The sequence below is a fragment of the Streptomyces silvisoli genome, assembly GCF_029269905.1.
Taxonomy (GTDB): domain Bacteria; phylum Actinomycetota; class Actinomycetes; order Streptomycetales; family Streptomycetaceae; genus Streptantibioticus_A; species Streptantibioticus_A silvisoli_A.
On the sequence record NZ_JARJBC010000022.1, the window covers coordinates 41248 to 54147 of the forward strand.

Sequence of the window (12900 nt, forward strand, 5' to 3'; positions counted from 1 at the left end):
CGCCGACCGCAGCAGCGCAAATGCGCCGGAGACCGCGGTCGGCGGACGATGCCGCAGTGCTCGCGCAAGCCCGGAAGGTGACACATATGGGCATAGGCAAGAAGGCCAAGAACATCAGCAAAACAGCCGAAGGCAAGACCAAGGAAGCCGTAGGCAAGGCAACGAGCAACGAAAGCCTCAAGATGAAAGGAAAAGCAGAGCAGATCAAGGGTGACGCCAAGCAGGCGGGCGAGAAGGGCAAGGACACCTTCAAGCACTGACTGCCAACGCACATGGCTGACCGGCCGCCGCGCCGGTCAGCCGTCGACTCGGCCGCAGAGCCCGCAGCCCGGCCCTGGTCTGGGGAGGCCGGGGAGCCCGTCCAGCCACGCCGCTGAACGCTCCGCTGAAAGTGCCGCGATGTGCTGTCGATCGACTGCGGCTCGTCATGGCTGGTCGCGCAGTTCCCCGCGCCCCTTCAGGGCGCGAGCCCTCGGCGCAAGGCAGCGGACTACTCGCCCGGCAATGACGGGTTTTCCTCACGCATCGGCTCGTCATAGCGGCCATAAGGGTCAGGATTCCGGTACATGACGCAGTGCGCCCCCGACTGGGAGACCTCCCGGCGGACACGAGAGGCCTACCTCGACCCGCTCGCCGAGACGCCCGGTGCGGTCGCCACCACGCATGAGGAACTCGTCGAGGTCTTCCGGAGCGGCGAGTACGCGGGGGCTTCCGCGGCCCTGCGACGCGCTGCGTTCCGGGCGCGCTTGTGCCCCTACGACGACGGGCGAGCGGCTGAGCGCGTGGTGCGTCGTGTCTTCCTCGGCGAGCCCGCCCGGGAGCAGGCCGACGCACCGAGCACGGCCCCGGCGGGCAGCTGACCTCGTCGGTGCTCAGCGCCGCATGCGGCGGGCGAACCGTTCGGCGAGGACGCGGCGCGCCCCGGCGGGCCCGTCGGCGACGCGCAAGGCGGGCCAGCCGCTGCTGGTGGCGTACGGCTGGAGCAGCAGCACCCGCCCACGGCGGCCGACCACTACCCGCCGCCTCAGGCCGGACCCGGCACGCAGTGTCGTGGTGACCGGCTCACCGTCCCGGAAGGTCAGCGTCACCCAGGCGTCCCAGGTGGTGATGGCGTCACCCTCACTCAGCGCCGCCGGGCCGACGGTGACCCTGGCGCGCCAGCCACCGTCCCCGCTCGGTTCGCCCTGCCACGTCGCCTCGTACCGACGCACCCTCCCGGTCACCCGGTGGCGCAGCTCGACGCTCGCGCGCTGTGGGCCCGCTTGCGCGGTCCTGCCGTACAGGTCGGCCAGCGACAGTTCGAGGACGAGGCGGCGGCCCGCGCGGACGCCCGCTGCGGCATGGAGCGGCAGCTGGCCGATCGGGGCGTCGGCGAGGCCGTCGAGAATGATCTCCTCGACCCCGTCAGCGGCGGAACCCGCCTCGTCCCACAACGGAAGCCCTTCTGGCGGAATCCCTCGATTCCTCGAACGCCAAGGCCACGGCCGGGCCAACACGATCGACGCCTCGCATCGTCTCGGTCGACGCAAGGGATCGCGAGACATGAACAAGGCGTCAGCCGAGGCACCGTCAGTAACTCTGTCGCAGACCTGATGCCCGAGCACCGCCTCGGGATCGAAGTCCACCAGCAGAAGCCGGTCCCGCTCCAGCCACGGCTCGGAACCGACGTACCGCCCGGTCGTCACCACCCCTACCAGCCCGAGAAATGACGCTCACCTCGCGACGACCCTTGGTTCCGTCACCTCGGGGACCCGATAGTCGTCGGTTCCCCGAGGCGGTGTGAGCATCGAAGTGCTGCTTCCCCTTCCGGCTGTGGCGGGCAGGGCTCAGGCCAGCATGTTCTCAATGAGGTCGGCGGCGCGCGTGGTGCCGCCCTCGGCCCGTGCGCCGGCGCGCAGCCGTGCCGAGCGGCGGGCGGCCTCCGCGTCGGTGACCAGGTCGTTCAGGGCCACCCGTAGGGTCTGGGCGGTGGCTTCCGCGGTGTCGACGCGGCGGGCCACGCCCAGTTCCACGAGCCGGTCGGCGTTCATGAACTGTTCGGCGGCCTGCGGTACAGCGATCATCGGGACGCCTGCCAGCAGCGCCTCGCCGCAGCCGCCCATGCCGGCGTGGGTGACGAAGGCGTCCGCCTGCTCCAGTATCGCCCGCTGCGGGACCCAGGAATGCACCTCGACGTTGGGCGGGATGTCGCCGAGTTCCCGCGGGTCGGTGTACTTGCCGATCTGAAGGACGACGTGCCAGCCGGGCAGGTTGCCGTAGGCCGCAAGGCACTGGCGGTAGAACTGCGGTTGACGGGTGAACGCCGAGCCCAGGGAGATCAGCAGCACGTTCTTCGCGTCCGCCGGGCGGGTCCAGCCGTCCGCGTCCGCCCGTGCGTCGACGCAGGGTCCGACGAAGGTCACCGTGTCGGTGTCGACCTGGTCGGCGTGCGGCTGCATCGCCTGAGTGATCAGCGCCAGGGCCTGTGCGGGGCGACCGGAGAAGGCATCCACGTCGGTGGTGGACGCCCCGCAGTCGGCGAGCCAATGTGCGAACTTCGCCCGGTATGCGTCGGCGCCCGGCAGTTGCCGCAGGTGTGCCGCGACGTCCTGGTCGTAGCCGTCCCAGGCCACGAACGTCGGGGACAACTGCATGAGGGGCCGGTTCTGCGATTCGGCGAGGGCGCGCGCGGCGTAGCCGCCGATGTCGTACAGGTACAGGTCCGCCGGGTCGTGGTCGTAGGCGGCGCGCAACTGCGGGAGTGCCTGGATGGCGTCGTCGAGGAAGAGGTCCCCCGCGGCGATGGGGTCGTCGGGCCAGTTGTTGTCGGCGACCGGAAGCGAGGAGGTGCAGGGGACGAGTTCGGCGCCGGTGGCCGCGATCAAGTCGGCCACCGCTGGGTCGTTGGCGTAGGTCACGCGATGACCGCGGGCCACCAGCTCGCGGATGACCGCAAGGCTCGGCAGGACGTGGCTGACGATGGGGATGCCGACCATCGCGATGTGGGCGCGGCGACGGGACATGGAAGACGTGGAAGGCACGGAGGATCACTCGTTTCAGATCTACGGCGAAAGAGACACGGCAAGCCGACGCGTCGGCCTTTCCGAGGAAGACTCGGTCGTAGGCGCGCACACGGACATGCGAGAGGAAGCCGGGGCGCTGCCCCGGCCATGTCAGCCGTAGATCTGAGTGAAGTGCATGTCCGCGACTCTAGGCCCTCCCCCGGCTTCCGGGCACCTGAATTACCTCAACCGCCGTCTGGAGAAGTCCCACGCCGGGCCGATGCGTCCGCACGGAACTCCCGCACGCGCGTCACACGCGCGGGGTATCCGGGGCAGCGGCTTCCAGATCAGCGATGCTGCCCGACATGATCGTCCGCACGTGCTCGGTGATGTGCTTCGCGGGCCAGTTCCACCAGGCCACCGCCAGCAGCCGGGCGATGTCCTGGTGGTTGTAGCGGGTGCGGATGAGTCGGGCCGGGTTGCCGCCGACGATGCCGTAGTGGGGTACGTCGCTGGTGACCACGGCGCCGGAGGCGATGATCGCGCCATGTCCGATCCGTACACCGGGCATGACCGTCGTGCCGTGGCCGAACCAGGCGTCGTTGCCGACGACGGTGTCCCCTCGGTTGGGCAGGCCGGTGAGCAGGTCGAAGTGCTCGGACCAGGAGCCGCCCATGGTGGGGAAGGGGAAGGTCGAGGGGCCGTCCATCCGGTGGTTGGCGCCGTTCATGAGGAACCGCACGCCCGTGCCCAGCGCGCAGAACTTGCCGATGATCAGCTTCTCCGGCCCGTAGTGGTAGAGCACGTTGCGCGTCTCGAACGCGGTCGCAGCGTCCGGGTCGTCGTAGTAGGAGTACTCCCCGACCTCGATCAGCGGGGACTTCACCAGCGGCTTGAGCAGCACCACCCGGGGCTGCTCGGGCATCGGATGGAGGATCGTCGGGTCGGCAGGCACAGGCATGGGGGGAGGTATTCCTCATCGGTAGCGGGTCCGTGTCCGGTCCATGATCGCTGCACCGCACCGTCCCAGGACACCCGATTACCACCTGCACGAACACGGCCTACCGCCCGCCCCATCCAGGCATTCACGCGCGGCGAGCTCGCAGACCGGTGCGCCCACGTGGCCGACGGGGCCTGGATCGTCCCGTGCCCCGTGTACGCGGACCACATGTTCGTGCTCGCCTCCGCAGCCGACCCGGCACTGCAGGCGGCCCTGACTGCATGACCGACGACTGTCTGGCAGGGGCAAGCGAAGCAGTGCCGCTGTGTGACACGGCAACCGGCTACGCGCAGGCGTTCCACGCCCTCGCTGTGGCCCGCAACGGGCCCGGCCGGTATGCCGAGTTCGCCCAGCGGCCCGATCTCGTGCTCGCCATCGGGCCCGCCGCGGCCGCCTGACTGGCCTTCTCCTCGCAGGCAACCGCACACCTGGAAATCCACCGGGCACACACCTCGGCGGACGACCTCTGCCGAACGCTGACCACCTGGCTCGGCGAGGACGGCCGGCTCGCCTCGACCGCCACTGCGCTCTCGCTCTCGGCCACCGCCACCCGTAAGCGGCTCACCCGCATCGAGACGCTCCTGGAGCGTTTCCTGCTCCGTTCTCCCAACGCCCGCCACGACCTGTGGCTGGCACAACGCGCACTGACTCTCGCTGACGGGGGCGCGCCACCGCCCACCGGGAGTAGCTGGACTGGGGCGGCCTGTTCGGAAACGACAAGAACACGGATCCACCTCGGCAAGGAGCCGGACGGTCATGGGCAGGCGCCCGCGGATACGGCGCGAGTGGCGACCAGTGGGCGTTCTGCTGTCGAGGTGGCAAGCGGTGCGGTGTGCGCTACCGGCTGGCTGACCGAGACCGATGACTCGGCTCATCGCTGGCAGCGTCGGGGCCAGATGAGGATGGCAGCGAGGTGTGGTGCGGCGTGGTGGGCCCACACCGCTTCCACTGCGGCATCGTCCAACGCCGGGCCCGCGCCGCGAAGTTGCCTGGCCATCCGCACGGAAACAACCGGGGAAACGCTGTCCAGGATCTGAACCCGGTGCGGAACCACTATCGAGGGCCGGCGAGGCCCTCCGGTCGGCACGTCGGCACCGCCTGCCGACCGGGCGGGATCGGCTCCCGTGGCCGTTGAACTGAGCCGACGGCCCACCAGACGCAACTTCTTCGCGTTAAGCTGTGCGCATGAGTACCCGAGCGACCACTCGCCCCGGCGGGCGCAGCGCCCGCGTCCAGCAGTCCGTGCACCAGGCCGTCCGAGAACTCGAGGCGGAACTGGGGCGGGATGCGCTCACCGTGCCCCTGATCGCCGCCCGCGCGGGAGTCACGCCGTCCACCGTCTACCGGCGCTGGGGCGACCTGCGGGAACTGCTGTCCGACGTGGCCGTCGAGCGGTTGCGCCCCGACACCCCGCCGGCGGATCACGGCAGTCTGCGGGCGGACCTGGAGGCGTGGACGGTGCAGTTCGCCGAGGAGATGTCCTCGACAGCGGGCCGCACGTACATCCGCGACGCCCTGGTGGGCGACCCCGAGCAGGGCAACGCGGCCCGCTGCTCCGACTACGCCGCCGAGCAGTTGAAGGCCATCGGCGTGCGCGCGGCCGGGCGCGGGGAGGCCGTGCCCGACGTGGAGACACTGCTGGACGTCGTCGTCGCCCCCCTGATGTACCGGATCCTGTTCCGCCCCTCGGATCTGTCCGCGGCCTACGCCGACCACCTGGTAGCGACGGCCCTCGGCCGCGCTGCACCCCTCTCGTCGCATAAAAGCTAAATATTTGCGTTTTAGGGCAACGTGAGCCTAGAGTGCTTAATGCAAAGCATTCGCCTTAAGGCTCAGAGGTGCTTCCATGACCAGCATCACAGCCCTGCCTTCCCGCCGCCGCCTGCCCGTGCTGAGCCACCGTGTCGCCTTCCGGCTCCACGCCTCGGTCCTGGTCGGCCTGCTGGCTGCCTCCAGCGCACCGACCCCGCTCTACGCTCTCTACCAGGCCGCATGGCACTTCTCGGCCATGACGCTCACCGTCGTGTTCAGCGCCTACGCGCTCGCCCTGCTGGTGGCCCTGCTGACCGCGGGCACGCTCTCGGACCACTTGGGCCGGCGCCCGGTCCTCGCCGGGGCACTGCTGGCACAAGCCGTCGCGATGGCCATATTCGCCACCGCCCAGGGCGTGCCGGCGCTGATCGCCGCCCGGATCCTGCAGGGCCTGGCCACCGGCGTGGCCACCAGCGCCGCCGGAGCCGCCCTGCTCGACTTCGAGGCCCCCAACCGCCCGGGCCGAGCAACGGTCGCCAACAGCATCACCCCCGTGGCCGGCATGGCAGTCGGCGTGCTGGCCGCCACCGCCCTCGTGCAGTACGCCCCCGCCCCCACCCGCACCGTCTACCTGGTGCTGCTCCTGCTCTTCACCGCGCAGGCCGCCGCGGTCCTGCTCACCCCCGAGACCGCCCGCCCCAACCCCGGCGCCTGGCGCTCACTGCGCCCCACCATCACCGTCGCCGCCGCCTCCCGGCCGGCCATGGCGCTCGCCGGGCCCGGCATCGTCGCTGCCTGGGCACTGGGCGGCTTCTACTCCTCCCTCGGTCCCTCGCTCGCCCGGCTGATCGCCCCGCACGCCGCCCGCGCAACCGGCGGCCTGGTCTTCTTCACCCTGACGGCCGCGGCCGGCCTCGCCGGCCACGCCGCCCGAGCGCTGCCCGCCCGCATCGTGAGCCTCGTCGGCACCGCGTTCCTGATCCCGGGGGCCCTGCTGACCCTGAGCGGCCCGCAACTGCACAGCCTGCTCGCCCTGTTCACGGGCACCGCCCTGGCGGGCGCGGGCTTCGGCGCCGTCACCCAGGGCGCCCTGCGCCTGCTGCTGCCCCCGGCCGCCCCGGGCGAACGCGCCGGCACGCTCGCCGCCTACTACGTCCTCAGCTACCTGGCCATGAGCATCCCCGCCGTCCTCGCCGGCCTGCTGACCAACCTGTACGGCCTGCAGACCGCCGTCTCGCTCTACGCCGTGACGGTCATCCTGCTGACCCTGATCGGCCTCACTCGCGCCGTGCGGCGGCCGCGCACCGCCTGACCGAGTCCTACCCTTCCGCGCCGCCCTGCCCTGCCCACCGAAAGGACCCACCGATGAGCACTGCCACGCCCCGTCAGGCCACCCCCTTCACCAGCACGGGGTGGAGCCTGGGCGACATCGCCGTACGCCGCGTCGACGAGATCGAACTGCCGCCGCAGACCGGACCCTGGTTGCTGCCGGACGCCACCAAGGAGGTGCTGGACGAAGCGTCCTGGCTGCGGCCCGACTTCGCCGACGCCGACGTCCCCCGCCTGGCAAGCCACAGCTTCGCCGTGGAGTCCGGCGGGCTGCGGATCGTCATTGACACCGGCATCGGCAACGCCAAGCCACGCGCCAACCCGGCCTGGAACGGTCTCGACACCGACTTCCTTAAGCGCCTGGCGGCTGCTGGCTTCCCGCCCGAGTCCGTGGACCTGGTGATCACCACGCACCTGCACACCGACCACGTCGGCTGGAACACCCGCCTCGTCGGCGAGGACTGGGTCCCCACCTTCCCCAACGCCCGCTACCTCACCAGCCGCACCGAATGGGACCACTGGGCCGCCACCGACTTGGACGAGGCCCGCCGTCAGATGTTCCGCGACTCCGTCACCCCCGTCCGCGACGCCGGACAGTACGACCTCGTGGACGTGCCCCAGCAGGGGCGCGAGGTGGCGCCGGGCGTCTTCCTGGTCCCGGCTCCCGGCCACACCCCGGGGCAGGTCGCCGTGGAACTACGCGGCAGCGACCGCCAAGCGCTGATCACCGGCGACAGCATCCACCACCCCGTGCAGCTGTCCCACCCCCACGTGAACAGCTGCGTCGACATCGACCCCGCACAGGCGGTTCGCACCCGCGGGCGGCTGCTCGACGCCCTCGCGGACACCGACGCGCTGCTCCTGGGCACCCACTTCCCGCAGCCCACGGCCGGCACCGTCCGCCGGGACAACGGCCGCTACCGGCTGCTCGCCGAGCACGGCAGCGAGATCCCGACCACCGCTGCCTGACCGCGCGACCGGGCATTGGTCCACCGCGTCTGCGGGACGGCCTGGGGCCGCACGGGGCCCAGGCCGTCCCGCCACTCGGACTTCGCTGGCACGCAGTCCCCTCGATCTCAAACCAAGCCCTCGACCCACTGCCCCCGATCACTTGGTCAAACCTTTCAAGACGACGGGGACGTCGCCCGGTACTCGCGTGAGGCTGCTCAGGGAGCCACACGCGCGAGGGAAGGCATTCTTGCGGTGGCCTTGGACAGGAGTCGTTCAACTGATGGCATGGCTTTCGGGCCGATGGCGGCAACGCCGACAGCAGCGGCCACCCCTGTCCAGGCCACGGGGCCCAGGGGTGTGCAGCCGAAGAAGTGGCTGAGCCCGGGTGTCTGCACGAGGGTAGCCAGGGCTGCGGCGGAGCCGAGTGCGGTGGCCAGCACCAAAGGGCTGCGGCCTCGTCCGGTGAGGGTTTGGGTGAGTTGGGCGCCGACCAGTCCGCACAGGGCCATGGTGCTGGTACGCCGGGCTGTACCGGGGGTGAGGGTGCCGATCAGCCAGGCTGTGCCCGCGCCGAGCCCGGTGACGATCCCGCGCTGTCGGATCTGACGGGTCAACGGCTTCCCGAGGGCGGCGACGCCCACGGGGGCCAGCTCCTCGTGCTCGGTTCGCCTGCTCGGCCCGGGATCCGGCTCGTCTTGCGGAGTGACGGCGACGGCCATGGCGGGGAACATGTCGGTGAGCAGGTTGACCAGCAGGAGCTGACGGGTCGACAGAGGTGAGGCACCGGTGACCAGGGTGCCGAGCACGGTGAAGCCGACTTCTCCGGCGTTGCCGCCGATGAGGATACTGATGGCGTCGGCGACACTGCGCCACAAGGCCCGGCCCTCGTCGACGGCGGCGACCAGGGGCGTCAAGTCGTTGCCGGTGACGATCAGGTCGGCGGCGTTGCGGGCAGCTGCGGAGCCGCGTACGGCGATGCCGATGCCAATGTCGGCGGCGCGAATGGCCGCGGCGTCGTTGGCGCCGTCGCCGACCATCGCCACCACTCGTCGGGCTTCCTGCAGCGCTTCGACGACCTGGAGTTTCTGTTCGGGTGCGACGCGGGCGATGACTTGGCAGTCGGCCAGCAGGCGGGCTCGGCCTGCGCGGTCGAGGGCCGCCAATTCGTCTCCAGTGGTCACGGTGACGTCCTTCGGCCACCCCAGGCTGAGAGCGATGGCGCGGGCGGTGTGCGGATGGTCTCCGGTGAGCATCACCGGCCGTACGCCGGCATTTGCCAGGTCGGAGATCAAGGGAGCGGAGCTGGCTCGGGGGGTGTCGGCGAGTGCCACGAACCCGACCAGTTCCAGGGCCTTCAGTGGCTGGTCGAGAATGTCGGCCGTCTCGCCGGGCTCGAGCCGGCGCTGCGCGACGGCGAGGATCCGCAGTCCTTGGTCGGCGAGAGTTCGTGCGGCGGTGGGGGCAGTCTCGGCGACGTCTTCGCAGCAGGGCAGCACCAATTCCGGGGCGCCCTTGACGATCAGCAGGCGTGTGCCATCAGCATCGTGGCCGATCGCGCAGGCGTAGCCGCGGCTGGCCTCGAACGGCTGGGCCTCGGCCTGGACCCAGTACGGATCGGGCGGGGCCGCAGCCAGGATGGCTTCGTCGGTGGCATGGGCGTGGCCGGCTTCACCGTTGCTCTGCGGGCAGGCCCGGGCAGCCGCCCGCACCACCGGCTCCGCCTGAGAGGTATCCGCCGCGAGGGTGGTGCCGTCTGCGGTGACGGCATGCAGCAGGCGCAGTCGGTTCTCGGTGAGGGTGCCGGTCTTGTCGAAGCAGATGGTGTCCATGCGGCCGAGCGCCTCCAAAGCGCGGGGGGTGCGGACCAGGACGCCGTGGCGGCTGAGGCGGCGCGCCGCGGCCATTTGCGCCACCGTGGCCACCAGCGGCAGACCTTCAGGGACTGCGGCCACCGCCACGGCGACACCGCCGCTGACGGCTTCCCGCGCCGGTCGTCCGCGCAGCAGCGACAGGGCAGTGACCGCTGCCCCGCTGGCCAGGGTGAGGGGCAGCACTTTGCGGGTCAGCTCGTGCAGGCGGGCCTGGACGCCCTTGGCGGAGGTGGAGCGTGAGGCCAGGTGGGCTGCCCTGCCGGCTTCGGTCTGCTCGCCGGTGCCGACCACGACCGCCCGCGCGTGTCCGGCAACCACGGTGGTTCCCTCGAAGACCATGCAGCTGCGGTCCGCGACTGCGGCTTGCGGGGTAGCGGCAAGCTGCTTGGGCGTGGGAAGCGACTCGCCGGTCAGTGAGGATTCATCGACTTCCAGATCAGTGAGCTCCAGTAGCCGGGCGTCCGCGGGCACAACATCGCCTGTGCGCAGCTCGATCACTTCACCCGGCCTGAGCTTGACGGCGTCGACCGTGTCCGCAGGCGCGCTGCCCGATCGGGTGGCGCGGCGGGCCAGTTGCCGTTGTCCGGTCGCCAGCGTGGCCAGTGCTCGTTCGGCGCGCAGCCGCTGCACCCCGCCGACGATGGCGTTGACTGCCATGGCACTGGTCACCAGCAGCGCGTCCACGGGCGCTCCCAGCACTGCGGATGCCGCCGCGCCGACGGCAAGGACCGGGGTGAGCGGATCGTCGAGCTCGGCGCGCACTGCGGTGACCAGACGCGCCGTCAGGCGGGCGGGGGTGAAGACCGGCAGCCGGAGCAAGGTACCGGCCCTCTCACGGACGGTGGCTCGCAGAACGGACAGGCCGCCGGGGTTGGCGCGGGGCGTGGCGGCCAGCCGGGAGACGGCTTCTTCGGGTTGCAGGGCGTGCCAGCGCACCCTTGGGCGGGGGCGGGGTGCCGCTGTGGTGGCCACGCCTGTGGCGGCGCGCCATCCGGAGACCAGGGCCGCGGCCGCGGCGGCGTTGACTGGGCTGAGGCGCGGGCCCCAAGCGAACAGGGCCCGTTGGGCTGGGGATGTGCCGGTCATGACCACGAGCCCGGACAGTGCGGCGCCCGCTTGGGCGAGGATCTTGGCGTGTCGACCGGTCCTGCGCGCGGCGGGGATGGCTGCCAGCAGCCGCCAAGCCCCCCGAAGCCCGTCCAGCGTGAGGGCGTCCGCGCCCCACACCACCGCGCTTCGGGCGTCGGTGACCGCCACGGCAAGGTCGCTGGCCAAGAGCCCCGCCACGATCTGCTGGCGGTCTGCGTCCAGTTCCTGCTGCGCGTGGTTGTCCTCGGGTACGCGGGCGATGGCCATGACCACCCGTCCCTGCTCACGCAAGCCCCGTACGACGTCCCCCAATGGCCGCTCACCGGGGACGACTTCGTCGGCCAGCGCTGTAAAATCACCGAGCGAGGCGTCCTGCGGTACCACCACATACAGCCCGGCGCGGCGTGCCGCGTCCAGTACCGGCTCGGCCAGCGGATCGAGTTCGCACCCGACCAGCACGGTGCCGATGTCCTCACCGTGCGCGGAGGCGATCATCAAGCCATCGGTCTCGGACGGCCCTTGGTCGGGAACCGGACGCAGCGCGACCGCCGTGTCCTCCCAAGGTGTGCTTGGAACCTCGGGCTGCTGCAATGCCGCGGTGGCGGCATGCCAGAGCCGCTCATGGTCCCACTGCGCGGCGTTCGGATGCACCTCGAGTACGGTGCGCCGGGTGCTGCGCAACGCTTCCGGATGGAGCACCACGGTATCCACGCGCTCCAGTTGCCGTAGCCGGTCGGTGTCGCGAACCAACACGTCCTGGCGAGTCAGAACGGCGGCCAGTGCCGACGTGAAAGCCACCGGCCCGTAGCGGGCAGCCTTCGGTGAGCCCGCCAGTATCGCCTCAGCAGCCTGCCCCGCGTCACGGGTGAACAACAGCGTCGCGGCGGCGCCGACCAGACTCCCGGTCACGGCCTGATCCGCGTACTCCTGCCCTGCGGACCGGCCGATCGCCGGGCGAGGGGTCCGCTGCCCCGACACACTTCGACGGTCCGGGGCACACAGCGAATCGTGCGCGGCATCGAACGCGGCACCGCGGGCAAGAGCCTCCACCAACTGCCCGGTCCGCAAAGCGGCATCCAGCACCAAAGAGCCAGGCGACTTCCCGAAGCCGTGGGCCGTCGCGTTGGCCGCAGCCAGCACCACCTCGGCACCCGAGGTCCCCAGCCGACGGTGCAGCACGGCCCGCACCCGGGAGTCTTCCCGTACCAGCGTCACCGCGGCGGTGACCAGCCGGGGAGAACTCCTCAGCCGCATCGTCCGCGCGGTCACCGCAGTTGTGATCCCCACCGCATCACACGCCAGGGCCAACGCACCCGACCGCACCCCACCGGTGCTCCCCGGGTGTGCCCGTTCCAGCACCGGTACTTCCGGCCGCTCAAGTCCGTACCGGGCCGCCAGCCTCTCCGCCTTACGCACAACCCGATCGGTGAGCGCGCCCTCGCTGACCTGTATCACCAGCCGTGCCAGCCCGCCGTCCCAGTAGGCGGTCACCACCTCCGGGTGCTCTGCCAGCGCGACGGCCATGCGCTTGGCTGCCACCTCCAGCCCGCCGCGCCCGGTAAAGTCCGGGCTTCGCCGCAGCGCCACATGCATCCGGGAACCCGCCCGCCATTCAACTGCCCCGGGCAGCACGGCATTACGGACGACCCGGCCAGCCCTTACCGCCGTGACGGAGACCTCCGCCGTGGCACGCACCCCCGCTTCCGCGATGTCGATCGCCGAACGGGCCGCAGCGCCGGCCATGGGGATAGCGCGGCATGCGACCTGAACAGGAGCGGTCAGCGCAAGGTCAAGTCCCGCTGTCGGCAGGCGTGTCAGCAAGCGCAGAACCATGTCTTACCCTTCACCAAGATTCTTCCGGTGGTGCTGCCTGGCCAGCGGGATCGCGGCGCAGGGTAGCTGGCTGCCTACCCGCTGCGCCGCGCAT

11 protein-coding genes are annotated in these 12900 nt (G+C 71.0%); 7 read left to right on the plus strand and 4 right to left on the minus strand.

Going from position 1 to position 12900, the window contains the following annotated elements; all coding sequences use genetic code 11:
• Positions 1-86 precede the first annotated feature (86 nt).
• Positions 87-260, plus strand: coding sequence for a CsbD family protein (locus P3G67_RS28205; protein ID WP_276096002.1), 174 nt, complete (start codon positions 87-89; stop codon positions 258-260).
• 306 nt (positions 261-566) lie between these two features.
• Positions 567-860, plus strand: coding sequence for a CDP-glycerol glycerophosphotransferase family protein (locus P3G67_RS28210; protein ID WP_391858371.1), 294 nt, complete (start codon positions 567-569; stop codon positions 858-860).
• 12 nt (positions 861-872) lie between these two features.
• Here the strand turns inward: P3G67_RS28210 and P3G67_RS28215 are convergent, their stop codons facing one another.
• From P3G67_RS28215 to P3G67_RS28225, 3 genes are all read right to left on the minus strand, one after another.
• Positions 873-1433, minus strand: coding sequence for a hypothetical protein (locus P3G67_RS28215; RefSeq protein ID WP_276096003.1), 561 nt, complete (start codon positions 1431-1433; stop codon positions 873-875).
• A gap of 393 nt (positions 1434-1826) precedes the next feature.
• Positions 1827-3002, minus strand: a complete 1176-nt coding sequence (locus P3G67_RS28220) for a macrolide family glycosyltransferase (RefSeq protein ID WP_276096004.1) — start codon at positions 3000-3002, stop codon at positions 1827-1829.
• A 289-nt stretch (positions 3003-3291) separates the two neighbouring features.
• The gene (locus tag P3G67_RS28225) at positions 3292-3942 is read right to left on the minus strand and encodes a CatB-related O-acetyltransferase (protein WP_276096005.1); all 651 of its coding nucleotides are present in this window, start codon (positions 3940-3942) and stop codon (positions 3292-3294) included.
• Positions 3943-4202: 260 nt separating this feature from the next.
• Between P3G67_RS28225 and P3G67_RS28230 the strand changes: the two genes are divergently transcribed.
• The 5 genes from P3G67_RS28230 (at position 4203) to P3G67_RS28245 (ending at position 8031) form a co-directional block, all read left to right on the plus strand.
• Positions 4203-4379 carry a hypothetical protein gene (locus P3G67_RS28230; protein ID WP_276096006.1) on the plus strand — a complete coding sequence of 59 codons (177 nt, stop codon included), beginning with the start codon at positions 4203-4205 and terminating at the stop codon, positions 4377-4379.
• A gap of 78 nt (positions 4380-4457) precedes the next feature.
• Positions 4458-5018 (plus strand): helix-turn-helix domain-containing protein, encoded by a 561-nt coding sequence (locus tag P3G67_RS36180; RefSeq protein ID WP_391858373.1) that lies wholly within the window; start codon positions 4458-4460, stop codon positions 5016-5018.
• A gap of 148 nt (positions 5019-5166) precedes the next feature.
• Complete coding sequence (locus tag P3G67_RS28235) at positions 5167-5751, plus strand: TetR/AcrR family transcriptional regulator (protein WP_276096007.1); 585 nt, start codon at positions 5167-5169, stop codon at positions 5749-5751.
• A gap of 76 nt (positions 5752-5827) precedes the next feature.
• Entirely contained in the window at positions 5828-7045 is a 1218-nt protein-coding gene (locus P3G67_RS28240; RefSeq protein WP_276096008.1) for an MFS transporter, read from the plus strand.
• Between the two features lie 53 nt (positions 7046-7098).
• The gene (locus P3G67_RS28245) at positions 7099-8031 is read left to right on the plus strand and encodes an MBL fold metallo-hydrolase (protein WP_276096009.1); all 933 of its coding nucleotides are present in this window, start codon (positions 7099-7101) and stop codon (positions 8029-8031) included.
• Positions 8032-8228: 197 nt separating this feature from the next.
• Here the strand turns inward: P3G67_RS28245 and P3G67_RS28250 are convergent, their stop codons facing one another.
• A complete protein-coding gene (locus P3G67_RS28250) occupies positions 8229-12806 on the minus strand; it encodes a cation-translocating P-type ATPase (RefSeq protein WP_276096010.1) in 4578 nt (1525 codons plus the stop codon).
• Positions 12807-12900 lie beyond the last annotated feature (94 nt).